We start from the raw sequence: 25452 nt of genomic DNA, 5'->3' as shown, positions 1-25452 counted from the left end.
ACCCGGACCTACTGGGACCATGGGGGGATGAACAGCACCCTGAACCTGATCCTCAACATCATCTGGCTGGTCTTCGGCGGCCTGTGGCTGGCGCTGGGCTATCTCCTGGCCGGCCTGCTCTGCTGCCTGCTGATCGTCACGATCCCGTTCGGCATCGCCTCGTTCCGGATCGCCGGCTACGCCCTGTGGCCGTTCGGGCGGACGGTGGTGGACACCCAGCCGGGTCTGGGCGTCTTCACGGGCCTGGGCAACATCATCTGGTTCATCGTGGCCGGCCTCTGGATCGCCATCGGCCACGTGCTGACCGCCATCCCCATGTTCATCTCGATCGTCGGGATCCCGTTGGGCATCGCCAACCTGCGCATGATCCCCGTCTCCCTGATGCCGCTGGGCAAGAAGATCGTGGACTCCGGCCAGGCCCGCTCCCTGCCGCAGTACCTCCCGGCCTCCCAGGCCGGCTACCGCTGAGGCTCCGCCGCACCCTCTCCTCCAACTTTCAGGGCAGAACGCACCGGTTCGTACTGCCCTGAAAGTGATCAGGGGTGCGGGGTCCGCTGGTTCTGCTGGTTCTGCTGGCTCCGCTGGTCCTCGGGGCCGTCCGAGAGCAGGGCCTCCATGCGGGCCGCCGCCTCCTCGGGGGTGGTCTGCCGGAACTCCGGGACCCGCGCGCGCCGGCGGTTGCGCAGCACGCGGGCGGTGATCCACACGGCCAGGAAGACGAGGACGGCCGCGAGCACGATGTTGGAGAAGACGTCCGCGTAGTCGGACACCACGTGCCAGTTCTCCCCGAGCATGAACCCGCCCCAGACGAAGATCGTGTTCCACACTCCGGAGCCGATCAGCGTGAACAGCGTGAACAGCCACAGGTTCATCCTCTCGATCCCGGCCGGGATGGAGATCAGGGAGCGGAAGATCGGGACCATGCGCCCCAGCAACACCGTCCAATAGCCGTACCGGTTGAACCAGCGCTCGGTCTTCTCCACGTCATCGATGTCCACCAGCGGCAGCCAGTTGGCGATCCGGTACATGCGCACACGGCCCAGCCACGCGCCGACGCCGTAGAGCATCAGGGCGCCGACCACGGAGCCCACGGTGGCCCAGATCGTGGCCTCCCAGGGACCGAACTGCCCACCGGCCGCGGTGAAGCCCGCCAGCGGCAGGATCAGCTCAGAGGGGATCGGTGGGAAGAGGTTCTCCGCGAACACCGCCACAGCCACGCCGATCGGGCCGATGGCCTCCATGATGGACACGACGATGTCCCCCAGCCAGCCGTAGGAGACCTCACCCGAGGAACCCGAGGCCCCCGCAGTGCCGGCGGCGGATGTGATGGTGCTCAGAGGAGTCATGCCACGTATTCTCGCGGACGCGGGGTGAACCGCCGAAATGTCAGCATCTGAGCGGCAGGCATAATGGGGACCATGCGGTTGAAACCCGACACATCCGGGCTGGTCGGAGCTCACATCATGAGTTGGGTCTCACTGTCCCCGAGCTTCATCCCGCGCACCTGGTGGATGACCTCGGCGGCCACCGGGGTGTCCCAGACGGTCGGCTACGTGGTCGGCGCCGCCGGAGCGTCCGCCGCCCGGGGCCTGGGTCGAACCCTCGGTGTGGAGGTGCGGATCGATGAGGAGAAGTTCCGTCCCGTCGCCGAGTCCCTGCCCTGGGTCATGTTCGGCATCAGCGGGCTGACCTGGCTCAGGAACCTCCGGGCCCAGCGGGAGATCGCCGGCCTGATGGAGTTCCGTCCCGTCCGCACCCGGGAACATGTGCTGGGGGTGGCCGGTGGGCTGGCGCTGACCGCCGGGCTCGTCACCACCGGCCGTGGCATCAACGCCGTGGCCGCCCGCCTCTCACGGGCCCTCAATCCGGTGATGCCGGACCCGGTGGCCGCTGCGATCGGCGCCACCGCCACCGCCGCCGGCACCGCACTCATCCTGGACAGGGTGGTCTACCGGCGGGTGCTCGAGCGGCTGTCCAAGACCGCCCAAGAGACCAACGCCAAGCTGCTGCCGGGCCGGGTCCCGCCCCTGGAGCCCGAACGCTCGGGCTCGAAGGCATCCTATGAGCCGTGGAGCACCCTCGGGGCGAAGGGCCAGGCCGTGGTCTCGGACGGACCCCGCGCCGTGGACATCGAGGGGGCCACCGGGCGGCCGGCCCTCACGCCCATCCGGGCCTATGCCGGGTGGCAGGAGGGCCGGGACCTGGAGGCCACAGCCGCGGCCGTCGTCGCCGAGCTGCGCCGCACCGGCGGCTTCGAGCGTGAGGTGCTACTGGTGCAGACCACCACCGGGACCGGCTGGCTGCAGGAATGGTCGGCCTCCTCGGTGGAGTTCCTCACGGGTGGCAACTGCGCGCTCGCGACCATGCAGTACACCTACCTGCCCTCCGGCATCGCCTTCGTCGCCGACCGCACCACTCCCGTACTGGCCGCCAGTACCCTGCTGTCCGCCGTCGAGGCCGAGTTGGACACCCTGCCGCCCGGCCGGCGGCCGAAGCTGCTCGTCGGCGGGGAGTCCCTCGGCGCCCTCGGTGGCACGGCGGCCTTCGACGGCTTGGAGGACATGATCCGCCGCGTGGACGGGGCGGTCTGGTCGGGGCTGCCCCGGTTCGCCGGCTTCTGGACCTCGCTGGCCCCGTTCCGGCGCCGCGGCACCCCGGAGATCGCGCCCGTGGTGGACGAGGGCCGGCACGTCCGCTTCGCGACCAAGCCCGAGGACCTGGTCACCGACTTCACCGGCGTGCCGTTCGGCCCGTGGTACGGCCCGCGGATCGTGGTGGCCCAGCACGCCTCCGACCCGGTGGTCTGGTGGAGCCCGGAGTTGATGTGGCGCAAGCCCGACTGGGCCAAGGAGAACGCCGGACTGGACGTCTCCCGCACCCTGCGCTGGCTGCCCTGGGTCACGTTCTGGCAGGTGGCTTCGGACATGCCGCAGTCCGTGTCCGTCCCGGGCGGACACGGGCACCGCTACGTGGAGGAGATGCTCCAGTACTGGGCCGCCGTGCTCGGCCAGGATCCACTGCAGGACTTCTCCGCCATCGCCCAGGCGATCCGCCGGACGATCGTGCCGAACTTCGCCTGAGGGTCGTCAACCATGGCCTCCGCGGTCGCCCCGGAGAACACTGATGGTATGGACGCGAAACCCGCCACCCCGCAACGTTCCCAGCTCGTGACCAGCCTGTGGTTCAACGGCCAGGCCGAGGAGGCCGCCCGGTTCTACGTGCACGCGTTCGCCGGCTACCGCCCGGACTCCCGGGTGGAGGCCGTGCACCGAACGGACATCGACGTCGCCCCGGACGGAGACGAGGTCGTCCTGCACCGCGGCGACGTCCTGACGGTGGACTTCACCCTCGATGGCCAGCGGTTCACCGCCCTCAATGGCGGCGGCGACGTGCCTTACACGGACGCGGTCTCCGTAGAGGTCCGCTGTGCGAACCAGCAGGAGGTGGACCACTTCGCCGACGCGCTGAGCGCCGGCGGCGGGCAGGAGGTCGCCTGCGGTTGGGTCACCGACCGGTTCGGCATGCGTTGGCAGGTGGTCCCCGAGGTGGTCTACGAGGTCATGGGCGGCGATGACCGGGAGGCCTCCGCGCGTCTGCAGTCCGCTCTCATGGGCATGAACCGCCTGAGCATCGAGGTCCTCATGGACGCCGCCAAGGACGCGCACGGCGCCGAGGAGGAGTAGCGGCACACCTCGGGCGGGACGCGGGCACACAGTGACCGGCGCATGTCACAACGGCGGGGGCGCGGTCACTGTGTGCCCGGGGGATCAGCGGGCGAGGACCGCCACCAGGAAGTCCGCCTCGGCCTCGTCGGCGGGGAAGGGGTCCAGCTGCCACGTGGCGAACCGGCCCTGGACGTCGAACCCGGCCCGGCCGGCGTCGTCGGTGAAATCCGCGAAGTCATAACCGCGGCCGGCACCGAAGCCGATCACGGCCCGGCCCCCGTCCCGCAGCAGCGCGTACAGGTGGCCCAGCACCTCGCCGCGGGAGGTGGGGGAGAGGAACCCGAAGACGTTGCCGGCGGAGAACACCAGGTCGAAGGGCTCGGACTCGCCCACAGCCGCCAGGGCGGCGGCATCCAGGGTCTCGAGGTCGGCCACGTACCAGTCGCCCTCGGGGTGGTCCTCCGTGGCCACCTCGATCAGGTGCTCGTCCAGGTCCACGCCCGTCACCCGGTGTCCGCACCGGGCCAGGTATCCGCCCACCCGGCCGGTGCCGCACCCGGCGTCGAGGATCCGGGAGCCACGGGAGGCCATGGCATCGATCAGCCGGGCCTCCCCGTCCAGGTCCACGCCCTCCTCGGCCATCCGGCGCCAGCGGTCGGCGTAACGGCGTGAATGTTCGGGATCGTCGGCCACCATCCGGGCCCACAGATTCTGGTTGGCGGTGTCCTGCGCATGATCTTCCATGTCTCCAGTATCCCGCGGCCCCCGGGTGGTTATAGGCTGAGGTCGGAATCAGAGAAGACCATCGGAAGGACTTTCCATGAGCATCGCCCAGATCCCGCTTCGGCTGACAGCCGGCGCCTTCATCCTCAACTCCGGCATCAACAAGACCAAGCTCACCGACGAGCAGGCCGAACAGATGCGGGACCTGGGGGCCAACGGCCTGCCGTTCCTCAAGGACCTGACCCCGAAGCAGTTCAAGCAGTTCATCGCCGTCTCGGAGATCGGCGTGGGCGCGGCCTGCCTGCTGCCCTTCGTGCCGGGCTGGATGGCCGGCGTGGCCGTGACCGCCTTCTCCGGCGGCCTGCTGGCCATGTACAAGAACACGGACTTCATGACCGAGTCGGACGGCATCCGCCCCTCCGAGCAGGGCACCGCCGTGGCCAAGGACGTGTTCCTGTTCGGCATCGGCACCGCCCTGTTGATCGATGGCGCGGTGAACCGCACCGGCCGCAAGAACGCCGCCGCGACCAAGCGCGCCCACAAGCTGGACGCCGCCAAGGACGCCAAGGTGGCCGCCATCGAGGCCGCGAAGTCCGAGCAGGCCGAGGCCATCCGCGCTGCTGCCGCTGAGAAGGCCGAGGCCATCAACAAGGCCCGCGAGGAGCAGACCGGTGCCCTGCGCGCCGCCCGCAAGGACCTGCAGAAGATGCGCAAGAGCATCTGACAACCCGTGCCCGACGACGGCCCGGCCCCTTCCCCACGGAAGGAGCCGGGCCGTCGTGGTTCAGGGGATGGTCAGCGGCCGGCGCCCCGCGCGAGCTGGATGGCGTCCGCGGCGCGGATGAGCGCGAGGTGGGAGAACGCCTGCGGGAAGTTGCCCGCCAGCCGTCCGGAGCCGGCGTCGTACTCCTCGGCCAGCAGGCCCAGGTCGGTGGCGCAGGCGCACAGCAGGGCCATGGTCTCCTCGGCCTCGTTCAGCCGGCCCGAACTGGCGTACTGCTCCACGAGCCAGAACGAGCAGATCAGGAAGGCGTACTCGTGGCCTTGAAGGCCGTCGAGCTCGGAGGTCGTGCGGTACCGGTGGACGAGGCCACGGGCACCCATCAGGTCCCGTTCGATCGCGGCCACGGTGCCGAGCATCCTCGGATCGTCGGCCGGGAGGAAGCCGGTGTGCGGCAGCTGCAGCAGGGAGGCATCCACCTCGCTCCCGCCGTAGGTCTGCGTGAACGAGTCCCGTGACTCGTTGAACCCGCGGTCCAGGATCTCCACGCGCAGGGCGTCACGGTGCCGGGTCCAGGTCTCCACGTCCCCGTCCAGGCCGTGCTCGGCCACCGCCCGGAGGCCCTCGTTGAAGGCCGCCCACATCATCACCCGTCCATGGGTGAAGTAGTGCGGTTCGCCGCGCATCTCCCAGATGCCGTGGTCCTTGCGGTCGATGTTCCGCACGCAGAACTCGAGCAGGGACTTCTGCAGTCCCCAGGTGTACTCGTCCTCCTTCACCCCGGCGTCCCGGAGCTCCGCCAAGGCCAGCATCACCTCGCCGACCACGTCGGCCTGGTACTGGTCCGCCGCGCCGTTGCCGATCCGCACGGGCCGGGAGTCCGCGTAGCCGGAGAGGTGGTCCAGCTCCTTCTCGTCCAGTTCCCGCTCGCCGCCGAGCCCGTACATGATCCGCAGCTTCTCCGGGTCTCCGGCCACGGCACGCAGCAGCCAGTCGCGCCAGTGCAGGGCACCCTCCGTGAGGCCGTGCGAGACCAGGACCTCGATGGTCAGGGCGGCATCGCGCAGCCAGGTGTACCGGTAGTCCCAATTGCGGGAGCCGCCGAACTCCTCCGGCAGCGAGGTGGTGGGCGCGGCCACGATCCCGCCCGTCTTCAGGTTGGTCAGGGCCCGCAGGACCATCAGCGACCGGGTCACGAGGTGCTCCTCCGGGGAGGTGACGTCCAGCCGTGAGGCCCATTCGGTCCAGAACTCGTGCGTATGCCGCTGGGCCTCGTCGGCCTCGAGGGGGACCGGCGCCTGGTCCCAGGACGGGAACCACGTCAGCACCCAGTCGAGACGCTCACCGGCGCGCAGCCGGAACCGCCCGGCCAGCCGGGGTGCCAGGTTGCCGGCGGGATCGGGCGAGCCCTCCGGATGGCCGTCATGGTCGATCTCCCGGCCCTGCTCGGCGTCCCCGCACACCGGATTGCCGACCCCACTGCCCCCCTGGGAACCCCCGGCGGCCTCCCCGGGGCGGTCGTCGGCGGTGGGACGCGTGGTCGCGTAGAGCAGCGGACCGCTCAGCAGCACGCCATCCGGTCCGGCGGTGCACAGCAGGGCCGACCGTGGACCGGCCCCGGCGTCCGCGGCCCCGCTCGAGGTGCCGGCCTCGGCCTCGTCGGTGCCCAGGGTCGTGTCCCCGGTATCCGCGCCCGAGGTGCCGCCCGGTCTCTCGCCGGCTCCGCCGTCCGGCCCGGGGGTCCGGACGCGGCGGAACCACGGCAGGGCGCGTGCATAGTCGAAGCGGATCCGCAGATCGTGCTCCACCGCGACCTCCCCCTGAAGGCATTCGACTCGTCGATACAGGTCGTCCTGGGCCTCCGCCGGCGGGAGGAAATCGGTGATCCTGACCGTGCCGGTGGGTGTACGCCAGGTCGTCTCCAGGATGAAGGTGTGGGGGATGTACCGGCGTTCGACGACCTCGCCGTCCACGGCCCAGAGCTTCCAGCGGCCGTCGTCCGGACCGCCGAGCAGCGCCGCGAACATCGCCGCCGAGTCGAAGCGCGGCAGGCACAACCAGTCGATCGAACCGCGGCGCGAGACCAACGGGCCGGTACTCAGGTCGGACAGCAGGGCGTAGTCCTCCAGCGGGGTGCAACCGGAGGGCCGGGTGGAGGCTGGTCTGTGCTCGGTCATGCTCCCTGTATAGCGAACGGCAGGGTTCCGGGGACAGGTCCGAGCCGTTACTGTGAGCCCATGAGCGAGCTGCGCACCCTGGTCATCCTCGGCGCTGGGGGAGACCTCACCCGCCGTCTCCTGCTCCCCGGGCTGGCCACCTGCCTGGCCGCGGGGGTGCCCGAAGGGGGCCTGGCCGTGGTGGGGGCAGGTCAGGAGGACCACCCCGATTTCCCGGACATGGTGCGCCAGGCCTTCGACGAGGTCCTCGACGCCGGGCAGATGGAGGGCCCGGCCGTCCGCCAGACGCTCGACTCGACCCGCTGGGTCACCGCCGATGCGAGCAGTCCGGAGGACCTCGCCGGACTGCTCCAGGACGCGGAGGGCCCGGTTGGGCTCTACTTCGCCCTGCCGCCGTCGGTGACCGTGGCCGCCTGCGAGGCACTGCGGGAGCTGCACGGCCAGGATCGGCTACCGGCCGACGTCGTGCTCGTGTTGGAGAAGCCGTTCGGCACGGACCTGGACTCCGCCCGGGAACTGAACGCCCTGCTGGCCGGCTTCGTCCCCGCCGAGCGGACCTTCCGGGTGGACCACTTCCTCGGCCAGCCCGGCGTGCTGGGGTTCGTGGGCCTGCGGTTCGCGAACCGGATCCTGGAACCGTTGTGGAACCGCGATCACATCGAACGGATCGAGATCGTGTTCGACGAGACGCTGGGGCTGGAGGGCCGGGCCGGGTTCTACGACGCCACGGGGGCCGCACGGGACATGCTCCAATCCCATCTGGTGCAGGTGATGGCCCTGGTCATGATGGACCCGCCGACCCGGTTCGACGGCGTGGAGATCCCGGCGAACACCGCGCACGTGCTCCGGGCGACCCGGCTCTGGAAGGACGGGAAGGACGGGAAAGACGGGAAGGAAGGCTCAGACCGTCCGTCCGTGGTCCGTGGCCGGTACACGGCCGGCACGGTGGGTGGACGGGACCTGCCCTCCTACGTGGACGAGGACGGGGTGGACCCGGACCGCGGCACGGAGACCTTCGCCCAAGTGGTCCTGGAGGTGGATTCCTGGCGGTGGAACGGGGTGCCGGTGGTCCTGCGCTCCGGCAAGGCCATCGGCTCCCCGCGGCAGGAGATCACGGTGGTCTTCCGGCGACCGCCGCACGATTACGTGCAGTTCCCCTCTTCCGGGCCGCTGCCGGCAGACGCCCTCCGGGTCGGCTTCGAGGACGAGGGCATCAGTCTGGAACTCAACGCGGGTGGCCCCTTCGATTCCCGCGGCATGACCCGCACCGTGCTGTCCGCCGAACTACCCGAGCCCGGGCTGACCGCGTATGGCTCGGTGTTGCGCTGGGTGCTCCAGGGCCGGCGCGCCTTCACCATCCGGGGCGACGGAGCCGAGGAGGGCTGGCGCATCCTCGCTGAGGTGACGGACGCCTATGAATCCGGGGCGGCGCCGTTGCTGGACTACCAGGCCGGTTCCTCCGGTCCGGCTGTCCCGGCCGGACCCCGCCCCTGACTTTCAGTCGAGTTCGGGTGGGTGTTCAGGCCGATGACCCACCCGAACTCGACTGAAAGCGCCGTGGTGGGGAGGTCTCAGGCATCCTCCGCAGCGCCGCGGTCCCAGCCGCCGCTGGGATCCGCGGGCAGGTCCTTGATCGGCCGGGCCGGCACGCCCACCGCCACCACGTCCGCCGGCAGGTCCCGGGTGACCACGGATCCCGCGCCGACCACGGTGTTCTCGCCGATGCTCACCCCGGGGCCCACGATCACCCCGCCGCCGAGCCACACGTTGTCCCCGATCGTGATGGGAGCGGCGCCCTCCCACCCGTCCCGGCGGGGGCCCGGTTCCAGCGGGTGTGTGGCCGTGAGCAGCTGTACATGGGTGGCGATCTGCACGTCGGCTCCGATCCGGATCTCGGCGCAGTCCAGGGCGACCAGTCCGAAGTTGGCGAAGGTGCGGTCTCCGAGGTGCAGGTGCCGGCCGTAGTCCACCCGGAACGGCGGACGGATCTCGATCCCCTCGCCGTTCGTGCCCAGCAGCTCGTCCAGCAGCCGGCGCCGCAGGCCGCCCTCGGTGATCGAGGTGGCGTTGTACTGCTCGGTGAGCAGCTGGGCCCGGGTGGACAGCGCCGCGATCTCGGCATCGTGGGCCAGATACGGTGCGCCGGACACCATGCGCTCGTACATGGTCCGGTCATCGGGGAAGAACGGGGAGGTGGGGGTCTCGGCGGCTGGAGTCATGGACCCAGCGTGCCAGAGGGGACAGAATGGGCGCATGCCTGAGACCGGACCCCGCGAACCCACCGGCACCCTCGTGGACGGGCCGGAGGGGCTGACGATCCAGATCCAGCGGACGCTGGGCCATCCGCCGGAGGACGTGTGGGCGTACCTCACGGACCCGGAGCTGCTGCGTTGGTACGGCACCTATACGGGGGACCCGGCCTCCGGCAGCGTGCAGCTGGCCATGGTGGAGGCCCCGGAGGCGCCGGGGAAGTGCGTGATCGAGGTCTGTGAGCGGCCCTCACGCCTGGACGTGACGCTGACCGACCCGGAGGGCGCGGACTGGCGGCTGCGGCTATCCCTGGACCACGCGGAGTCGGGGGCCGGGACGGAGCTGGTCTTCCGCCAGCCGGTGGCCGGCTTCGAGACCATGACCGGCGACGTCGGCCCCGGCTGGGAGTACTACCTCGACCGGCTCACGCTGGCCCTGGGCGGCGGGGACGTGGAGGCGGTGGACTTCGCCGACTACCACCCCGCGCAGAGGGACCACTACACCCCGGAGACCCTCGCCGGCTCCTGACCCGGCCGGCACGACCGGTGCCCTGCGCGGTTGCCACCACGATCCTGCCGGGCCACGGCGATGATCACTGTGCCCCGGCAGGATGACGGTGGCCGGGCGTATGACCCGCCGACCCCTACAGATCCACCTCGGTCACAGATCCACCTCGGTCGGGTTCAGCACCCGGCGCAGGAAGTCCTGGGTGCGTGGCTGGGCGGGGGAGCCGATGACCTGCTCGGCCGAGCCCTCCTCCACCACCACGCCGCCGTCCATGAACACCACGCGGTCCGCCACGTCCCGGGCGAAGCCCATCTCGTGGGTGACCACGAGCATGGTCATGCCGGCCGCAGCCAGGCGCCGCATCACGGAGAGCACCTCACCCACGGTCTCGGGGTCCAGCGCGGAGGTCGGCTCGTCGAAGAGCATCAGCTGTGGGTCCATGGACAGTGCCCGGGCGATCGCCACACGCTGCTGCTGGCCGCCGGAGAGCTGGTCCGGGTAGCGCTCCTCGAAGCCCTCCAGACCCACGCGGGCCAGGTTCTTCCGGGCGACGTCGGCCGCCTCGGCCGTGCTGCGCCTGAGCACCTTGGTCTGGGCCACCGTGCAGTTCTGCAGCACGGACAGGTGTGGGAACAGGTTGAACTGCTGGAAGACCATGCCCACGTGGCGGCGCATGGCATTGAGGTCCACCTCCGGGTCCGTGGCGTCGAAACCGCTGACGGTCACGGTGCCCTGGTTGGGGGTCTCAAGCAGGTTGACGCAACGCAGCAGGGTGGACTTACCGGACCCCGAAGGCCCGATCAGGCAGACCACCTCGCCGGGGGCGACCGCCAGGTCGATGCCTTTGAGGACCTCGTTGGAGCCGTAGGACTTGTGCAGTCCGGTGACGTTGACGCCGCCGGCGTGGATGCTCTCGGTCATCTTCTTCCCTCTCAGACGCGGGTGCGGTTGGAGCGCGATTCGAACCTGCGGGCCAACAGGGACAGCGGGACGGTGATGATCAGGTACATGACGCCGGCCACGAGCACGGGGGTCAGCCCCGCATCCAGGGCGGTGATGCCGTCACGGCCGAACTTGGTCAGCTCGTACTCGTGGGCGGCCAGGCCGAGGACATAGACCAGGGAGGAGTCCTTGGTCAGCAGGATGACCTCGTTGGTCAGCGGCGGCAACACCAGACGGAAGGCCTGGGGGATGACGATGGTCACCATGGCTCGCCAGGCGGGCATCCCGAGGGATCGGGCGGCCTCGACCTGACCCTTCGGGACGGCCTGCAGGCCGGCACGCAGCGTCTCGGCGATGTAGGCGGAGGACACCAGCCCCAGGGAGATCATCACCACCAGGGGGATGGGCCACTGGACTCCGAAGGCGAAGGGGACGCCGTAGCCGAAGGCGATGAACACCAGCAGCGCGGGCAGGCCACGGAACAGCTCGATGTAGCCGGTGGCCAGCCAGCGGTACGGCGGGAAGGAGGACAGACGCATCAGGGCCAGCAGCATGCCGCCGAACAGGCCGACCACGAAGGAGGTGACCGTGTAGAGCAGGGTGTTGCCGAGGCCGACCAGGATGATGTCCGGGAACAGCGGGCCGATCTCCGCGAAGTTGAAGACGGACTGGCCCAGCGTCTCCCAGTCCATGATCGCGATCAGGACCACGATCACCACCACGAAGAGCCCGGCCTGCAGGCCGAGGGACAGCTGGCGGCGGCGGCGGTTGGTCATCTTCCGCGGCGCGGTGCCGGTGGGTGGGGTGCCGGTGGGCGCGGAGTCCGGGCCGGAGGTGTCAGGGGTGCTCATTCGGTGCCCTCCGTTGCGCTCTCGCCGAACCAGCGGGCCCGGGACTCGTCCAGGCTGCCGTCCTCTTCCATCCCCGCCAGGGAGGCATTGACCGCTGAGAGCAGCTGCGCCTTGTCTGACGCCACGGCCATCCCGAGCTGTTCGCCCGTGGGTAGTTCGGCGACCACCTCATAGTTGGGGTCGTCCTTGATGTTGTAGAGGACCACGGACTGGTTGCCCAGGACGGCCTCCACCGTGCCGGCCCGCAGCGCCTCCATCTGCATGCCCCCGTCCTCGAACTGGACGGGGCTGAGCCCGTTCTCCTCGGCGAAGCGCTCGCCGGTGGTGGCGGCCTGCACGCCGACCCGCTGGCCCTGGGCCGATTCGAGGTCCGTGATGTCGGATCCCTGTGCGGCCACCAGGACCAGGTCGTCATCCAGATAGGGGATGGAGAACGCCATGACCTGCTGGCGCGGCTCGGTGATGGAGATCGAGGAGGCATTGACATCACAGCCGGTCAGTGAGGAACCGGACTCGATGGCCTCGAAGGAGGAATCGACCACCGACAGCTGCACCCCGAGGTCGTCGGCGATCCGCTGCACGAGGTCGATGTCGTAACCGACCAGCTCACTGCCCTGTTGGAACTCGAAGGGCGGATAGGGGATGTCCGCGCAGACGGTGAGCTGGCCGGGGTTGACCAGGTCAAGGCTCTCGACCAGGGGGTCGGCCTCGCCGGCGGCGGTACCGCCGAGCTGGGGGCCGATGAGGGCACAGCCACTCAAGGTCAGTGCCCCGGCGCTCAGGACGGCCGCAGCGGCTACGGTGGCCGCACGGGTACGGCGGGTGCGGGACGGGGTCATGGGGGATCTTCCGGTGCGGGGGCCTCCCGGCGGACTGCAGGGCGGCATCGAGAGCGTCAGTTTACCGGCAGGCGGCCGGCTGCCACCGGAAGGCGGATCAGCCGTGGGTCTCGTCGTGGACTCCGGTCACGGTAGTCAACAGGAACACGCTGTCCTGCAGGGCCGTCACACCGTGGCGCTCCTTGGTCAACTGGACCAGCTGGCCCATCGGCAGATTCACGTCCTCCCCGGGGCCGGCGGTGACCACCACCTCCCCCTGCAACACCTGCAGGGTCGCGGCGGTCGGGGCATTGTGGTCCGCCAGGACGGAGCCGGAGGTCAGGGCGAGGATGGATTGGCGTAGGTGGCCGTCCCGCAGCAACAGGTCTCCGTGCCGGCCGTGCGGGTTGTCCCGGGCGGCCTCCATGGTCGCTCGGATCAGGGCGGGTAGGTCGTGGGGTCCCGGCGAGTAGGTCATGGTGTCACCGTAGCCCGCTCACGCGCGGACCGGGAGGGGCGCCGTCCCTGTCAGCCGGTGCCTACCGGTGGACCCGGCCGCCGGCGGTCCGGTCAGTAGACGGCGCTGACCACGCCATAGCCGAGCAGCCCGAAGACGGTGGCGTACAGCACGATCGCCACGGCCTGCCAGGTGATGACCCGGCCCTTGGCCACCCCGAAGGACGTCAGCGCCGCGGCGGTGAAATGGGTGGGCAGCAGGAAGGGGCCGAGCAGGGAGACGCCGGGGACGCCGTATCTCTCCAGGGCCCGGCGCACCTTCTGCTGCTTCTCGGTGGCGGGCTGGGGGGTCTTGCCGGCGGCGATCCGCCGGTTGATGATCCCGGCCCGGATCCGCTCGAAGGACAGCACGATCAGGGCCACGACGGCCACGTTGGCGAAGATCGCCACCGGGATGGCGATCCAGGGGTTGATCCCGGTGATGGCTCCGATGATGGCGGCGCCCTCGCCCTCCACATAGGGCACCAGGGCGGCAGCGGCGATGCCGAGGAACTGCAGGGCCGTCGGCAGGGATTCGGTGAAGGATTGCAGGTGGGCCACGAAGTCCATGGTGGAGCCTCTCTCAGGCGGTGAATGCAGGTGGTGGATGATGCTTCCAGCCTCGCGTCCACGCCTCGCCTGTAGTAGTGCCCCGGTGTCATCCTGCCCGGCGAAACCGTCATCGCCACCCCGTGACAGTTGTCACCGGCCTACTGTGGGAGCCGTGAACCTGACCGCACCGCACCTGAACCGCTCCTCGGGGCAATTGCCTTCGGCGGTTCCCGGCCGGTCCGCCCGCGGCGTCCGCGTCACCTGGTGGTACACGTACCTCTCGATGGTCGTGTTCGCCCTGTTCATGGCCGTCATCACGGCGGCGCAACTTCTGTTCTTCCACGCCGAGGCCGGCGGACACTCCTCGTGGCTGGTGATCACAGCCGCCGTGCTGACCGTCCTCAGCGGACTGACCCAGTCCGGCTGCAGTTGGTCGGTGCGGCACGGCATCGGGACGGGCTGCCCGCGGCCGTGGGCCACCGCGCTCCTGATCGTGCCACCGGCGGTGGTGTGGGTGCTGACCTTGGCACTGCCCGGTGGGGCCGTCCCCGGGGGCGTACCCCTGTGGATCGCCGCGAACATCCTGGCCCTGCTGGTCCGCGGCGTGCCCCGGCGGCTGGTCCTCGCCGCGGGGCTGGGCCTGTTGGCGGTGCACTGGTGGGCCGGGGCACAGTTGACCGGGGTGGTCGTCCCCACCGAGGCGGCCGCCGAGCAGCTGCCCCCGCTGGTCTTCTTCATCCTCTTCGTGCCGGTGGTCTTCCTGTTCTCGGCGTGGTGGTGGAACATCGTGGTCCAGCTGGATGCCGCCCGCCGGGACGCCGGCCAGCTGGCGGTGGCCCGCGAGCGCCTGCGGTTCGCCTCGGACCTCCATGACATCCAGGGCCACCACCTCCAGGTCATCGCCCTGAAAGCCGAGCTGGCCGAACGACTGCTCGCAGCTGGCCAACCAGAGGCGGCCGGGGCCAATATCCACGAGGTGCGCACCCTGGCCCGCACCGCACTGGAGGAGACCCGCTCGCTGGTGCGCGACCTGCGGGAGATCTCCCTCGAGGAGGAGATCGCCAACGCCAGGGACGTGCTGGCGGCCTCCGGAGCCACCGTGACACTCCGCGGCAGCTACGTACACGACCCGGCGGCGCGGACCCTGCTCGGACTGGCCGTCCGGGAGGCCGCCACGAACATCCTGCGCCACGCCCCCGAGGCCACCGAGGTCTCGATCCTGCTGGAGGCCGGTGCCGCGGGTGGCCAGCGGCTCGTCGTCACCAACGACGGCGTCGAGGACCCGGGGCCGGACGAGACGGGAGCCGGGGCGCCCGGGGTGACCGGGCCGGCGTCGGGCACGGGGTTGTCCGGGCTGAACCGGAGGTTCGCCGCCTCCGGAGGGCGGGTGACCGGCCGGCGCGTTGCCCGCAGCTTCGTCCTGGAGGCCCGCGTGCCGGTCCTGCCGGGGGCAGGCGACGACGTGAGTGAACAGGACGAGAGGGAGCTGAACGCATGATCCGGTTGCTGATAGCGGACGACGAGGTACTGATCCGGGGAGCGCTGGAGTCCCTCCTCGGGCTGGAGGAGGACTTCGAGGTGGTGGCCGGCGTGGACAACGGGGCCCAGGCCGTGGCCGCCGCGATCCGGCTGGCACCCGACGTGTGCCTGCTGGACCTGGAGATGCCCGAGCTGGACGGGGTGGAGGCCGCCGGGCAGATCCTGCGCCGGGTGGCCACCAAGATCATCATCGTGACCCGTCACGCCCGGCCCGGGGTGCTGCGCCGGGCGCTGAACGAGAAGGTCTCGGGATTCGTGCCGAAGTCCACCCCCGCCGAGGAGCTCGCCAAGGTCATCCGGGACGTGGCCGCGGGCAAGCGGTACGTGGACCCGGACATCGCCGCCACGGCCCTGGGTGGCGAGCGCAGTCCGTTGACCGACCGCGAGCTGGACGTCCTGCGGGCCGGCCGGGACGCGGCCACCGTGCAACAGATCGCCGAGCGGCTGCACCTGGCCCCCGGGACGGTGCGGAACTACCTGTCCTCCGCCATGGGCAAGCTCGGGGTGGGAACCCGGCGGGAGGCCTCCCAGGTGGCGTGGGAGCAGGGCTGGATCTAGACGAGCGAGCGTCCCCCGTCGACCAGGATCACCTGGCCGCGCAGATGGCGGGCCCGTTCGGAGAGGAGGAAGGCCATCCAGTCGCCGATCTCCTCCGGGCGTGCGCGCCGACCCGCCGGGGCCCGCATGGGACTGGTCACCATCGTTCCGGAGCCCACGGCGGCCGCCCCGAAGCCGGTCTCCACCGATCCGGGGCAGATGCAGTTCGCGCGCACTCCGGCGTCGGAGAACCGGGCGGTCAGGTGCCGGACCAGCTGGGTGACGGCCGCCTTCGAGGCGCCGTAGGCGGGGGTGGAGGTGGGATGCCCCGATCGGAACGCGCCGAATGAGCCGGTCGTGGCGATGGCGCCCCCGCCGGCGGCGATCATCGGGTCGAGGAAGCGCTGGGCCGCCAGGAACTGCGATTCGAGGTTGACCGTGAAGGTGCGCCGCCAGTTCTCGAGGCTCAGCGAGCGGATGTCACCCTCACCTCCGATGCCGGCGTTGAGGCACAGTCGGGTGGCCGGTCCGCGCCAGTCTTCGGCGGCTGACGCGATCCGCTCGACTCCCTCCACGGTGGCGGCATCCCCCGAGGCTGCCAGGGCACTGCCGCCTGCCGCGGTGATCTCGGCGGTGACCGCCTGGGCGCGTTCGTCCGAGAGATCGGCAACGACCACGTCGGCACCTTCTTGAGCGAGCCGAAGGGCCGTCGCACGCCCGATGCCGCTGCCACCGCCGGTGACCACGGCGACCTTGCCGTTCAATTCGAGATCCATGGTTGCCTCCTCCTCAGGTTCCGATATGTACTATAGCAACATATGACCGAAGAATAGTTGTTCCATTTTGTGCGCGTGATGCGGTGTGGCAGACGAGTCGCCGGGGTCAGAGTGACACGGCGGCTCGCAGAGGCAAGGGGAAGTTGATGGATCTCGAACTCAAGGGCAAGACGGCATTGGTGACGGGGGCCGGATCGGTCATCGGTGAGGCCGTCGCTCGGCGGCTGGTGGACGAGGGGGCCGCCGTGCTGCTCGCGGACGAGTCCGCGGCTGCGGCCGACGAGCTGGCGGCCGCACTTCGGGGGGCCGGCGGGGAGGTTGAGTCGAGTACCTCAGATCGGGGTGTGGACGCACTCCTGGCCGCTGCAACGGAGTGGCGCGGAGGTGTCCAGCTCGCCTGGCTCGGGGACATGGCCGGCACCTCGGACCTCGCCGAGGTGATCGGATCGGTGGAGGCGGTGGCCGATCACCTCGCCTCTCGGGGTGGCGGCAGCATCGTGATGCAGTCCACCACGGCAGCGGCCTGGGACGTACCGGGCGTCAGCGCTGAGTACGCGGCCATGGGTGCGGCGATCGTTCAGCTCGCCCGCCAGGCCGGCGCACGCCGTGCGGGTGACGGCGTGCGGGTCAATGCCGTGTGCCCGGGAGGCATCGAGGATTCCCGCACTGGCCGGGTGATCGACCAGGCCGCCGTGCCGCTGGCTGGAGCGGCCCCTGCCGCCGAGGTGGCCGATGTGGCCGCGTTCCTGCTCTCACCGCGTGCCGACTACACGACCGGTCAGGCCATAGTGATCGACGGCGGGGCCTCGATCATCTGAGTTTGCCTGGCCCGCGATGTCTCGAACGCGCTCAAACGTCGACAGCGGTGCAGAATGCGCAGTCCACGGTGCCGGCGGCCACATGAAGGAAGTCCTCGGGCAGATGGGTGTGCACGAGGGGTGCGAGGTCGGGCGCATGCTCCGCGATGGCGGAGGCCACGTGGCTGGTGGCCTGGGTGGCCGTCCCGAGGTAGATCGAGTGGAACAGTTTCCGGGCCTGTGCTCGGGAGTCCGCCCAACCTTCGGGCAGCGTGCTGTCCGGGAGATTGGGATCGAGGCTGATCAGCCGGCGGTAGTCGTCCGTCATGGACGTCCGCACGATGAAGCTCTCGGCTGGCGTCAGGTCCGGCATATCCACCGTTGCCGACTGCCATCGAGTTCCGAACGCGTCGAGTTGTTTCCGGAGGTCGTCGAGGTCCTGTCCGATGGACAGCGCGGGCCGTCCCTCGCGGGGATTCTCTATGGCGGTGAAGACCGAACCGGAATCGACATCCAGCTCATCCAACAGGGCTCGTGCTGAGTTGGCCCTGGACAGGGGTGAGGCCCAGAGGCCGTCGTAGACGGGTGCGAACCCCAGCATCCGCAGTCGGGAGCGCAATTGGCGGCGTGTCTCCTTGCGTGAGTCGGGCAGGGAGAACGCGCAGAGTGTCCATTTCCCGGACCACTCTGCGTCCGAACCGTAGGAGGCGATGGCCCGGCCTACCATGTAGGCCCCAGGGATGATGGCGTCTGCGAAGCGATAGGCGGTGCGCCTGCCCGTCTTCTGCGCCTGGAGGATGTTCCGCCGCGCCAATCGCCCGAGAGAAACGCGCCCGCTGTCCGCGGAGACGCCGAGCTCGCCGACGAGGCGGATCAGCGCTGCCGTCGGGAAGTACTCGCGAGATCCGATCCAGTAGTCGCCGACGATGGTCACCAGCAGGTGCTGCGGGTTGTTGCCCACTTGCCAGCGGGGTCCGTTGGCGTCGATGTCAACCGCTGTGGGGTGTGCTGCCATGTTGCCTCCTGCGTCTTCCTGTCGGTCGGCGCAAGTGCCCGATCTGCTGACAGCTGTCTCGTTCCCCGCCTGCTCACGTGTGTGGCCTGAGGGTGATTCGCCTTTGAGGCGGTGAGGCTGTGAGGACGATTCTAGTGCTGCAAAGACGTGACGTTCGAAGTGGGGGCCGACTCGGGGAAGGTTTCAACGCCCCAAGCCACATTTGTGGTTGACGTCACACCCACGTTCTGGAACACTCAAATGCACGAGCAGTCTAGAAACTGTTCTCTAATGTGCGGAGGAGTGACAAGTGGTCAAGGTAGAGGAAGGACGCACGGGTGCGCTGGCCGGGGTGCGGGTACTCGATTTCAGCTGGGTCGTGGCGGGTCCGATGTCGACGGCATTGCTGGCGGGGCTCGGCGCGGAAGTGATCCGCGTGGAATGGCCCGAACGGGCCGACAACATGCGCCGGGCGCTGTTTGCACCGGGTATCGAACCGACGCTGGACACCAGTTGCATCTTCGCAACCGTCAACATCGGCAAGCGCGCCCTGTCGATCGATGCGCGTCACCCGGAGGGACGTGAGGTGCTGGAGAAGCTGATCCGGGAGGTGGACGTGGTGACCGAGTCGTTCTCAGCTGGCGTCCTGGCTGGTTGGGGGTTCTCCTATGAGCGGATGCGCGAGCTCAACCCCCGCATCATCTACGTCAGCCTCTCCGGCTTCGGGCACACCGGCCGATACAAGGATTTTCTGTCTTACGGGCCGACCGCCCAGTCCTTCAACGGGATGACTCATATGTCCGGCCTGCCGGGGGAGCAGCCGGCCGGGTGGGGCTTTTCCGCGATGGATGTTGTGGCCGGTTGGCACGCCGCGATCGCGGTCAACGCGGCCCTGTATGAGCGATCAAGCAGCGGCGAAGGACAACACGTCGATATAGCGCAGGTCGAGACCGGGCTCGCCTTGCTGGGGGGTGCCTTCCTTGACTCGACGGTCAACGGCAACGGGGACGGGCGCCACGGCGTGCCGCCCGGCAATCGCAGTGAGTGGCCAGATGCGGCCGATGCTCGCGGACTGCGGGGAGAGGTGGGGGCCCCCTACAACTGTTACCCCACCAACGGCGGCGAACGATTCGACTACTGCGCGATCACGGTCATGACCGACTCGCAGTGGCACGCCCTGGTCCGTGCGATGGGCTCCCCCGAATGGGCACTGGACCCCCGGTTCGAAGGCGTCGACGGTCGGCTTGCGGCACAGGAATATCTCGATGAGAAGGTCGCCGAGTGGACACGAGGCCAGGACAAGTTCGATGTCATGAACGTCCTGCAGGCCGCGGGTGTTCCCGCCGGTGCCTTGCAGTCGCCCGAAGAGATCGCCGAGAAGGATCCCCAGTTGGAGCACCGAGAGCTCCACATTGATGCGACGCACCCCTTGCTGGGCCGGCGTCGGTGGGAGTCTTTCGCCTTCTCTCTCTCGGATACTCCGCCCGTGTTCACGGAACACTGGCCTCTGCTCGGCGGCGACAACGACTACGTCCTCGGGGAGATCGCAGGGTTGTCGGCTGAGGAGATCGAGCGTCTTGACCGGGACAACGTGACATGGCCGGCGGGAATGCCCCGATCGGTGAAGGTGGAAGGAGCATTGTGGTGACGACAGCAGGCAATCAGAGTGAGGAACGTGCAGTGGGCGCGCTGTCCGGAGTCCGGGTGATCGAGCTCGAGGGGACGCTGGCGCAATACTGCGGAAAACTCCTGGCGGACTTGGGCGCCGAGGTGATCCGCGTGGAACCGCCCTCAGGGGCGGCGGCTCGCGCCGTGCCACCGTTCGTGCGGGACGACTCGGGCGAGGTGCACAGTCTGCACTTCTGGCACTACAACACCAACAAGGAGTCAGTGGTCCTCGACCTGAGCGAGAGCCAGGACGTGGAGCGGCTCGCCAGCCTGCTGCGGGAAGCAGACGTGCTCCTCGACGCGAGCGCGGACGGCGTGCTCGAAACCCTCGGGTGGACGGCTGAGGACCTTGAACAACGCATGCCCCGACTGGTCCACGCCCGCATCACCCCGTTCGGTGAGACGGGTCCATGGGCAGACTTCGAAAGCACCGACCTGGTGCAGCTGGCCATGGGCGGCACGATGGCGATGACCGGCTACGACGACCTGGAGGGCCACGACTCCTTCCCGATCGCGCCGGCAGGCGGCCAGGCTGCCCACTTCACCGGGATGATGGCAACCTTCGCCATCACCGGAGCGTTGAACGCGCGCACCTTGACCGGACGAGGACAACGCGTCGACGTGGCGGCGCATGACGTCGTCGCGATCTCAAACGAGATGGCCTTCCCACACTGGGAGTATGAACGGAAGAACGTCTACCGGCACACGGCACGTCACGCCAACACGAAAGAGCACACGGCTCGGCAGATGTTCCGGTGCCGTGACGGGAAATACGCGATGTGCCTGACGCTCTACCTCCGCGAGAGCAGCAGGTGGAACGGACTGGTCGACTGGCTTGACGAACACGGGCTGGTCGAGGACCTGCGCGATGAAGCCTACGCATCGCCAGCGTATCGAGCACAACACCAGCCGCACATCATCGATGTCATCGAGAGGTTCTGCGCGCACATCGATTCAGACGAGCTCTTCCTCGAAGCACAGAAGCGCAGGCTTCCCTGGGGTCCGGTCAACCGGGTCTGGGACCTGGCAGACGACCCGCACCTGCGTGACGACCGCGGGGCGATCGTCAACGTACGCCAACCCGAGCTCGGCCGGGAAGTCGCCTATCCGGGCGCTCCCTATGTGTTCTCGAGGACACCCTGGCAGCTGCGCAACACGGCTCCGAAACTCCAGGCCGACTCGAAGGAGGTGGAGCAGGATGTCGACGCATGAGTCGCCGCAGCGACCGATCCCCTCGGAGATCGAGCCGCACTACGCGCAGTACTTCGAAGGACTCGCCGAGGGGAGGTTGACCGCCCCGCAGTGCCGCGGATGTGAGCGGTGGCAGTGGCCGCCGCGGCCGATGTGCGGTGACTGCCACGGCGTCGACTTCGACTGGTCTGAGCTTCCCGGTCAGGCCGAGATGTTCAGTTTCACCACGATCGAGCGGGCGTTCCATCCCTGGTTCGCGGAACGTATACCCTACACCGTCGCCATCGGCGACTTCGGGAACGGGGTGCGCATCATGGGTCTGCTTCAGGACTCTGGCGACGGTCCTGAACCTGCCTGCGGGCAGGCCCTCGCCCCCGTATTCACGCCGGCGGGCGACATCACCGTTCTGGAATGGAGGCAGGCGCATGACACACAGTGATCGGGAGATCGTGATCTCGGGGGTTGGCGAGACAGCGTACGGCCGCAACACTGGCGTCTCCGGCAAGAAGTACGTGCTTCAGGCGGCAGTGGCCGCCTGTGTGGACGCGGGGGTGGCCCCGGAGTCAATCGACGGCGTCATCGCTTACCGCACCTGCACCGTCGAAGACTATGTGAACAGCCTGGGGATCCGGGACCTGCGGTTCCACTCGGTGCTCTACCACGCGATGGGTGCTGCCGGTCATGCCTCGGCGCTCGGCCTCGCAGCCGATGTCATCCGATCCGGTCGGGCCAGTCGGGTCTTGGTCTCCGGCGGCGGATCGAAGGCTGACGGTGGGCCGAAGCTGTCCGACCCGACCGGCAAGGTCATGTCCGGTGAGCAGCGGCTCGCCGGTGGAGACATCCGCAGGCACATCGAATTCCCCAGCGGCATCAGTGTGCCGATGCAGTGGCACAGCTTTCACGCGAATCGCTGGATGCACGAGTTCAAGCCGGCGCCAGGTGGGATGAAGACCGTCGCGCTGGAAACTCGACGCCATGCCCAGAACAACGAGAAGGCATACTTCCGAGGGCGTGAGCTCACCAGTGAGATGTATGACGAGACTCCGTTGCTGACAGCTCCCTTCCGCTTGTTCGACATCAGCATGGAATCGGATGGTGCGGGCGCGGTCATCGTGGAGTCCGCGGCGGCTGCCGCCGAACGATCGCGGCGCCCGGTGTACATTGCCGGGGCGGCCGAGGGTCAGCCCGATTCTCCCGACGACCAAACCGGCCGCCAGGACTTCTTCACCATGGGGATCACGAAGGCCGCTGCCCGACTGTTCGATCAGCTGGGAGTGAAGCCGAAGGACTTCGACTTTGCCGAGGTCTACGACTGCTTCACCTTCGTCGTCCTCCGCCAACTCGAGGAGATGGGGTTCTGCGGAAGGGGCGAGTCGCCGGACTTCGTACGGGAAATCGGGATCGGCCCTGGCGGTGGACTGCCCGTCAACACCCACGGTGGTCTGCTGTCCCAGGCGCACATCGGCGGCATCAACCACATCGTCGAGGCGGTGCGGCAGCTGCGGGGAGAAGCTGGCCCTGCGCAGGTTCCGGGGGCGCAGCTCGGCCTGGTCACCGGGTTCGGGCAGTTCGGCAAGGGATCGCTCGCGGTTCTGCACAACTGACCACCACAGGCTCCAGGCATCGACGCGGTGCTCTCGGGGATTTCAACCACCAAGGAGTGAGACATGAAGAAGAAGTTCACACGGATCCACCGTGTCCCCGGAATCGCCGTTGCGCTCGTGGCGGTCCTCATGGCGACGGGGTGCGCAGGCGGCGGTGCCTCGGAAGCCGGCCAAGCCTCCTCGGCGATCGACGAGGACGCGACCCTCAGGGTTGGGGTGAAGTTCCTGGGAGAGTCCTGGGATCCCTCCCAATCGAAGGCGCCGGCCGACCTGCCAATGCTGAGGCTGGTGTACGACGGACTTCTGGAGGTTGACGCCGATCGCAACCCGGTGCCCGCGCTCGCCGAATCCTGGGAGACCGACGACGGCGGCGTCACCTGGGATTTCCACCTCCGCGACGATGCCGTCTTCAGCTCGGGGGACACCTTCGATGCGGAGGACGCCAAGGCCACCCTCGACTACTACCGAACGGAGACCTCGACCCTCCGACCCGACCTGTCGCTCGTCGAAGAGGTCCAGGTCATCGATCCCCAGACGCTGCGGATCGTCAACTCCAGCCCCAACGCTGAGACGCCCGGTGTCTTCTCCGGCAGGGCTGGACTCATGTTGAGTTCCGACGAGATCGACGCCTCTGATGTGGCCAGCCCCATCGGCACGGGACGTTTCACCCTCGCCGAGGAGACCACAGGCATCTCCTTCGATTTGGAGGCCCATGATGCCTACTGGCAGCGGGAGGTCGTCAAGGTGGGGGGTGTGCACGTCGAGGCGATTGAGGATCCGATCTCCATGGCGAACGCGTTGCGCTCCCAGGAGATCGACCTCGGCATCGTCGATCCCACCCAGGTGTCGACCGTGACGAGTGCAGGATTGCAGACCTATGAGTTCCCTTCGCAGCTCGTCGCGCTGGGGCTGAATCCGGACCTCGCTCCGGAGCTCGCCGACCAGCGCGTGCGGAACGCGTTGAGTCTGGCCATCGACCGTGAGGGCATCGTGAACGGAGTCCTGTTCGGCCACGGCCGGGCGGCGAATCAGTTCTTCGATGAGAGCTCGTCCGGGTTCGACGCCGGTCTGCCGCCGTTCGAGTACGACCTGGAGGCGGCGAAGGCGCTGCTGCAGGAGGCAGGATACGGCGACGGCTTCTCGTTCACGATCGCGGTGCAGGCCGCGAACCGCCAATTGATGGAGGCCATCCAGGCGGGATGGGCGGAGATCGGTGTTGACGTGGAACTGACCTTCCCAGCCGGTAGTGGTGTCACCGAAGCGGCCTGGGGAGAATCGCCCACGGTGGCGGTTGCTCCAACGAACGCCTCGCCTCCGCACGGGCAGTCGTCATTCTTGAGGCGCATGCTGGACCCCGCTTCACCGCGGAATCCTGGCGGTATCGGCGATGACCGAGTGACAGCACTCATTGCAGACAGCTATGGCACGGTGGATGACGATGCGCGGGCCGAGGTCTATCGAGAGATCTCCGGAATCGTGCACGAGGACACCCAGTCCTACATCCCCGTGGTCTGGCGTCATGAGACGGTCACCGCCGGAAAGAACGTGATCGGCATGCGTGAATGGCTCGGCGGGTTCCCGGTGCTGGACGGGGTGGGGATAGCCGCGAACTGAGGTTGATGTAATCGTCCGTCAGCTCCGCGAACGAGATCACACTCGTTCGCGGAGCTGACGATGCTGCAGGAGGATGGCATGGATATACGTGAACAGTTGGGCCGGCTTGACCCGCGGATCGGGCTCGGCACGAACGTCTTCGGATGGACGGCAGACCGAGTCGAGTCGCATCGCATCCTCGATGCCTTGGTCGATGCGGGCGGCGGGCCGACTCTCGTCGACACGGCCGATGTGTACGTGGCACCGGATTGGGCGGGCCCCGGTGATGACGAGCACTCGGCGGAGGGCGTGCTGGGATCATGGCTGGCGACGCGCAGCTCGGCGCAGCGGGACAACCTGGTCATCGTCACCAAGGTGGGCGGGGGCACCCGCACTCCGGGACTGAGTGCTGCGAACATCCGCCGGGGTGCCGAGGAGTCCCTGCGGATTCTCCACACTGACCACCTGGACCTCTTCTACGCGCACAAGGACGACCCCTCCGTGCCACTGGAGGAGAGTGTGCGCGCGTTCGACGCACTCATCGACGACGGATTGGTCCGTGGCATCGGGTTGTCCACGTTCAGCCCGGAGCGCATGCGGGAGTGGATCCGGGTTGCGGACGAGGTCGGGGCGCGGCGACCGGTGGCGGTCATGGCACGGTACAGCCTGCTCGATCGCACCGCCTTCGAGATGGGATATCTCCCGATCATCGAGGAGTTCGGGATGCACGGATTCCCGTACTTCGTGCTGGCCTCGGGCTTGCTCAGTGGGCGATTCGCCTCGGCGGAGGACGTCTCCCGCAGTGCGCGCGCGGCCATGACGGCCTCGTTCGTCGATGACCGGGCCTTCGAGATCGTCGGCCGTCTGCGGCACCTGGCGCAGGAGGCCGGTGTGGCCCCGGCCGCGTTGGCCACCGCCTGGGTCGCCCGTCAACCCGGAGTGTGCGCGCCGATCGTCGGCGCCCGTACGGCAGAACAGCTCCAGGCGAGCCTGAACGGGTGGGATGCCGTGGCGGCCGAGGCCTTCGCCGAACTGACCGCCTGCTCATGACC

General features: G+C 68.8%; 26 protein-coding genes. 15 read left to right on the top strand and 11 right to left on the bottom strand.

Features of this window, described 5'->3' with window-relative positions:
* Positions 1-27: 27 nt before the first annotated feature.
* Positions 28-468 carry a YccF domain-containing protein gene (locus tag ACSU1G_RS29140; protein ID WP_439284232.1) on the top strand — a complete coding sequence of 147 codons (441 nt, stop codon included), beginning with the start codon at positions 28-30 and terminating at the stop codon, positions 466-468.
* A gap of 68 nt (positions 469-536) precedes the next feature.
* Here ACSU1G_RS29140 and ACSU1G_RS29135 read toward each other — a convergent pair whose 3' ends face one another.
* A complete protein-coding gene (locus tag ACSU1G_RS29135) occupies positions 537-1346 on the bottom strand; it encodes a DedA family protein (RefSeq protein WP_439284230.1) in 810 nt (269 codons plus the stop codon).
* A gap of 72 nt (positions 1347-1418) precedes the next feature.
* Here ACSU1G_RS29135 and ACSU1G_RS29130 point away from each other — a divergent pair, with 72 nt between their 5' ends.
* Positions 1419-3080, top strand: coding sequence for an alpha/beta-hydrolase family protein (locus ACSU1G_RS29130; protein WP_439284229.1), 1662 nt, complete (start codon positions 1419-1421; stop codon positions 3078-3080).
* A 48-nt stretch (positions 3081-3128) separates the two neighbouring features.
* Complete coding sequence (locus tag ACSU1G_RS29125; RefSeq protein WP_439284227.1) at positions 3129-3683, top strand: VOC family protein; 555 nt, start codon at positions 3129-3131, stop codon at positions 3681-3683.
* 84 nt (positions 3684-3767) lie between these two features.
* Here the strand turns inward: ACSU1G_RS29125 and ACSU1G_RS29120 are convergent, their stop codons facing one another.
* Complete coding sequence (locus ACSU1G_RS29120) at positions 3768-4409, bottom strand: class I SAM-dependent methyltransferase (protein ID WP_439284225.1); 642 nt, start codon at positions 4407-4409, stop codon at positions 3768-3770.
* A gap of 76 nt (positions 4410-4485) precedes the next feature.
* Between ACSU1G_RS29120 and ACSU1G_RS29115 the strand changes: the two genes are divergently transcribed.
* Positions 4486-5112, top strand: a complete 627-nt coding sequence (locus ACSU1G_RS29115; RefSeq protein WP_439284223.1) for a hypothetical protein — start codon at positions 4486-4488, stop codon at positions 5110-5112.
* Between the two features lie 71 nt (positions 5113-5183).
* Here ACSU1G_RS29115 and ACSU1G_RS29110 read toward each other — a convergent pair whose 3' ends face one another.
* Entirely contained in the window at positions 5184-7286 is a 2103-nt protein-coding gene (locus ACSU1G_RS29110) for a glycoside hydrolase family 15 protein (protein WP_439284221.1), read from the bottom strand.
* 60 nt (positions 7287-7346) lie between these two features.
* Between ACSU1G_RS29110 and ACSU1G_RS29105 the strand changes: the two genes are divergently transcribed.
* Complete coding sequence (locus ACSU1G_RS29105) at positions 7347-8780, top strand: glucose-6-phosphate dehydrogenase (protein WP_439284219.1); 1434 nt, start codon at positions 7347-7349, stop codon at positions 8778-8780.
* Between the two features lie 77 nt (positions 8781-8857).
* On the opposite strand, the gene ACSU1G_RS29100 is transcribed toward ACSU1G_RS29105, so the two are convergent.
* Positions 8858-9505, bottom strand: a complete 648-nt coding sequence (locus tag ACSU1G_RS29100; RefSeq protein ID WP_439284217.1) for a sugar O-acetyltransferase — start codon at positions 9503-9505, stop codon at positions 8858-8860.
* Positions 9506-9539: 34 nt separating this feature from the next.
* Between ACSU1G_RS29100 and ACSU1G_RS29095 the strand changes: the two genes are divergently transcribed.
* Positions 9540-10064, top strand: a complete 525-nt coding sequence (locus ACSU1G_RS29095) for an SRPBCC domain-containing protein (RefSeq protein ID WP_439284215.1) — start codon at positions 9540-9542, stop codon at positions 10062-10064.
* A gap of 132 nt (positions 10065-10196) precedes the next feature.
* Here ACSU1G_RS29095 and ACSU1G_RS29090 read toward each other — a convergent pair whose 3' ends face one another.
* From ACSU1G_RS29090 to ACSU1G_RS29070, 5 genes are all read right to left on the bottom strand, one after another.
* Complete coding sequence (locus tag ACSU1G_RS29090) at positions 10197-10964, bottom strand: amino acid ABC transporter ATP-binding protein (protein ID WP_439284213.1); 768 nt, start codon at positions 10962-10964, stop codon at positions 10197-10199.
* Between the two features lie 11 nt (positions 10965-10975).
* A complete protein-coding gene (locus ACSU1G_RS29085; protein WP_439284369.1) occupies positions 10976-11761 on the bottom strand; it encodes an amino acid ABC transporter permease in 786 nt (261 codons plus the stop codon).
* A gap of 71 nt (positions 11762-11832) precedes the next feature.
* On the bottom strand, positions 11833-12675 hold the full coding sequence (locus tag ACSU1G_RS29080) for an ABC transporter substrate-binding protein (RefSeq protein ID WP_439284212.1): 843 nt from the start codon (positions 12673-12675) through the stop codon (positions 11833-11835).
* Between the two features lie 97 nt (positions 12676-12772).
* Positions 12773-13132 carry a cupin gene (locus tag ACSU1G_RS29075; RefSeq protein WP_439284210.1) on the bottom strand — a complete coding sequence of 120 codons (360 nt, stop codon included), beginning with the start codon at positions 13130-13132 and terminating at the stop codon, positions 12773-12775.
* 92 nt (positions 13133-13224) lie between these two features.
* On the bottom strand, positions 13225-13719 hold the full coding sequence (locus ACSU1G_RS29070; RefSeq protein WP_439284209.1) for a small multi-drug export protein: 495 nt from the start codon (positions 13717-13719) through the stop codon (positions 13225-13227).
* Positions 13720-13873: 154 nt separating this feature from the next.
* Here ACSU1G_RS29070 and ACSU1G_RS29065 point away from each other — a divergent pair, with 154 nt between their 5' ends.
* Positions 13874-15199, top strand: a complete 1326-nt coding sequence (locus tag ACSU1G_RS29065) for a sensor histidine kinase (protein WP_439284207.1) — start codon at positions 13874-13876, stop codon at positions 15197-15199.
* Positions 15196-15798, top strand: a complete 603-nt coding sequence (locus tag ACSU1G_RS29060) for a response regulator transcription factor (RefSeq protein ID WP_439284205.1) — start codon at positions 15196-15198, stop codon at positions 15796-15798. Before ACSU1G_RS29065 ends, ACSU1G_RS29060 begins: the two co-directional genes overlap by 4 nt.
* Here ACSU1G_RS29060 and ACSU1G_RS29055 read toward each other — a convergent pair.
* Positions 15795-16553 carry an SDR family NAD(P)-dependent oxidoreductase gene (locus ACSU1G_RS29055; protein WP_439284203.1) on the bottom strand — a complete coding sequence of 253 codons (759 nt, stop codon included), beginning with the start codon at positions 16551-16553 and terminating at the stop codon, positions 15795-15797. The two genes, ACSU1G_RS29060 and ACSU1G_RS29055, sit on opposite strands and share 4 nt — an antisense overlap.
* A 146-nt stretch (positions 16554-16699) precedes the next feature.
* Here ACSU1G_RS29055 and ACSU1G_RS29050 point away from each other — a divergent pair, with 146 nt between their 5' ends.
* Positions 16700-17371, top strand: a complete 672-nt coding sequence (locus ACSU1G_RS29050; protein ID WP_439284201.1) for an SDR family NAD(P)-dependent oxidoreductase — start codon at positions 16700-16702, stop codon at positions 17369-17371.
* A 31-nt stretch (positions 17372-17402) separates the two neighbouring features.
* Here the strand turns inward: ACSU1G_RS29050 and ACSU1G_RS29045 are convergent, their stop codons facing one another.
* Complete coding sequence (locus ACSU1G_RS29045) at positions 17403-18365, bottom strand: PaaX family transcriptional regulator (protein WP_439284200.1); 963 nt, start codon at positions 18363-18365, stop codon at positions 17403-17405.
* Between the two features lie 289 nt (positions 18366-18654).
* Between ACSU1G_RS29045 and ACSU1G_RS29040 the strand changes: the two genes are divergently transcribed.
* From ACSU1G_RS29040 to ACSU1G_RS29015, 6 genes are all read left to right on the top strand, one after another.
* Entirely contained in the window at positions 18655-19992 is a 1338-nt protein-coding gene (locus tag ACSU1G_RS29040) for a CaiB/BaiF CoA transferase family protein (RefSeq protein WP_439284198.1), read from the top strand.
* Positions 19989-21224: a CaiB/BaiF CoA transferase family protein gene (locus ACSU1G_RS29035; RefSeq protein ID WP_439284196.1), complete on the top strand. Its 1236-nt coding sequence runs from the start codon at positions 19989-19991 to the stop codon at positions 21222-21224. The genes ACSU1G_RS29040 and ACSU1G_RS29035 overlap by 4 nt, the downstream gene beginning before the upstream one ends.
* Positions 21211-21642 carry a Zn-ribbon domain-containing OB-fold protein gene (locus ACSU1G_RS29030; protein ID WP_439284194.1) on the top strand — a complete coding sequence of 144 codons (432 nt, stop codon included), beginning with the start codon at positions 21211-21213 and terminating at the stop codon, positions 21640-21642. The genes ACSU1G_RS29035 and ACSU1G_RS29030 overlap by 14 nt, the downstream gene beginning before the upstream one ends.
* Positions 21629-22807, top strand: a complete 1179-nt coding sequence (locus ACSU1G_RS29025) for a thiolase C-terminal domain-containing protein (protein ID WP_439284192.1) — start codon at positions 21629-21631, stop codon at positions 22805-22807. Before ACSU1G_RS29030 ends, ACSU1G_RS29025 begins: the two co-directional genes overlap by 14 nt.
* A gap of 63 nt (positions 22808-22870) precedes the next feature.
* Positions 22871-24421: an ABC transporter substrate-binding protein gene (locus tag ACSU1G_RS29020; protein ID WP_439284190.1), complete on the top strand. Its 1551-nt coding sequence runs from the start codon at positions 22871-22873 to the stop codon at positions 24419-24421.
* A gap of 78 nt (positions 24422-24499) precedes the next feature.
* A complete protein-coding gene (locus ACSU1G_RS29015) occupies positions 24500-25450 on the top strand; it encodes an aldo/keto reductase (RefSeq protein ID WP_439284188.1) in 951 nt (316 codons plus the stop codon).
* The last annotated feature ends 2 nt before the right edge of the window (positions 25451-25452 follow it).

Source organism: Microbacterium sp. A93, from assembly GCF_051842835.1.
Note: the sequence above shows the minus strand (reverse complement) of the source record. Positions and strands in the feature narration are given on the sequence as shown.

Excerpts from the sequence above, each read along its gene's own strand:
- ACSU1G_RS29140 (WP_439284232.1), top strand. The coding sequence starts at position 28 with ATGAACAGCACCCTGAACCTGATCCTCAACATCATCTGGCTGGTCTTC.
- ACSU1G_RS29135 (WP_439284230.1), bottom strand. The coding sequence starts at position 1,346 with ATGACTCCTCTGAGCACCATCACATCCGCCGCCGGCACTGCGGGGGCC.
- ACSU1G_RS29130 (WP_439284229.1), top strand. The coding sequence starts at position 1,419 with ATGCGGTTGAAACCCGACACATCCGGGCTGGTCGGAGCTCACATCATG.
- ACSU1G_RS29125 (WP_439284227.1), top strand. The coding sequence starts at position 3,129 with ATGGACGCGAAACCCGCCACCCCGCAACGTTCCCAGCTCGTGACCAGC.
- ACSU1G_RS29120 (WP_439284225.1), bottom strand. The coding sequence starts at position 4,409 with ATGGAAGATCATGCGCAGGACACCGCCAACCAGAATCTGTGGGCCCGG.
- ACSU1G_RS29115 (WP_439284223.1), top strand. The coding sequence starts at position 4,486 with ATGAGCATCGCCCAGATCCCGCTTCGGCTGACAGCCGGCGCCTTCATC.
- ACSU1G_RS29110 (WP_439284221.1), bottom strand. The coding sequence starts at position 7,286 with ATGACCGAGCACAGACCAGCCTCCACCCGGCCCTCCGGTTGCACCCCG.
- ACSU1G_RS29105 (WP_439284219.1), top strand. The coding sequence starts at position 7,347 with ATGAGCGAGCTGCGCACCCTGGTCATCCTCGGCGCTGGGGGAGACCTC.
- ACSU1G_RS29100 (WP_439284217.1), bottom strand. The coding sequence starts at position 9,505 with ATGACTCCAGCCGCCGAGACCCCCACCTCCCCGTTCTTCCCCGATGAC.
- ACSU1G_RS29095 (WP_439284215.1), top strand. The coding sequence starts at position 9,540 with ATGCCTGAGACCGGACCCCGCGAACCCACCGGCACCCTCGTGGACGGG.
- ACSU1G_RS29090 (WP_439284213.1), bottom strand. The coding sequence starts at position 10,964 with ATGACCGAGAGCATCCACGCCGGCGGCGTCAACGTCACCGGACTGCAC.
- ACSU1G_RS29085 (WP_439284369.1), bottom strand. The coding sequence starts at position 11,761 with ATGACCAACCGCCGCCGCCGCCAGCTGTCCCTCGGCCTGCAGGCCGGG.
- ACSU1G_RS29080 (WP_439284212.1), bottom strand. The coding sequence starts at position 12,675 with ATGACCCCGTCCCGCACCCGCCGTACCCGTGCGGCCACCGTAGCCGCT.
- ACSU1G_RS29075 (WP_439284210.1), bottom strand. The coding sequence starts at position 13,132 with ATGACCTACTCGCCGGGACCCCACGACCTACCCGCCCTGATCCGAGCG.
- ACSU1G_RS29070 (WP_439284209.1), bottom strand. The coding sequence starts at position 13,719 with ATGGACTTCGTGGCCCACCTGCAATCCTTCACCGAATCCCTGCCGACG.
- ACSU1G_RS29060 (WP_439284205.1), top strand. The coding sequence starts at position 15,196 with ATGATCCGGTTGCTGATAGCGGACGACGAGGTACTGATCCGGGGAGCG.
- ACSU1G_RS29055 (WP_439284203.1), bottom strand. The coding sequence starts at position 16,553 with ATGGATCTCGAATTGAACGGCAAGGTCGCCGTGGTCACCGGCGGTGGC.
- ACSU1G_RS29050 (WP_439284201.1), top strand. The coding sequence starts at position 16,700 with ATGGATCTCGAACTCAAGGGCAAGACGGCATTGGTGACGGGGGCCGGA.
- ACSU1G_RS29045 (WP_439284200.1), bottom strand. The coding sequence starts at position 18,365 with ATGGCAGCACACCCCACAGCGGTTGACATCGACGCCAACGGACCCCGC.
- ACSU1G_RS29030 (WP_439284194.1), top strand. The coding sequence starts at position 21,211 with ATGTCGACGCATGAGTCGCCGCAGCGACCGATCCCCTCGGAGATCGAG.
- ACSU1G_RS29025 (WP_439284192.1), top strand. The coding sequence starts at position 21,629 with ATGACACACAGTGATCGGGAGATCGTGATCTCGGGGGTTGGCGAGACA.
- ACSU1G_RS29020 (WP_439284190.1), top strand. The coding sequence starts at position 22,871 with ATGAAGAAGAAGTTCACACGGATCCACCGTGTCCCCGGAATCGCCGTT.
- ACSU1G_RS29015 (WP_439284188.1), top strand. The coding sequence starts at position 24,500 with ATGGATATACGTGAACAGTTGGGCCGGCTTGACCCGCGGATCGGGCTC.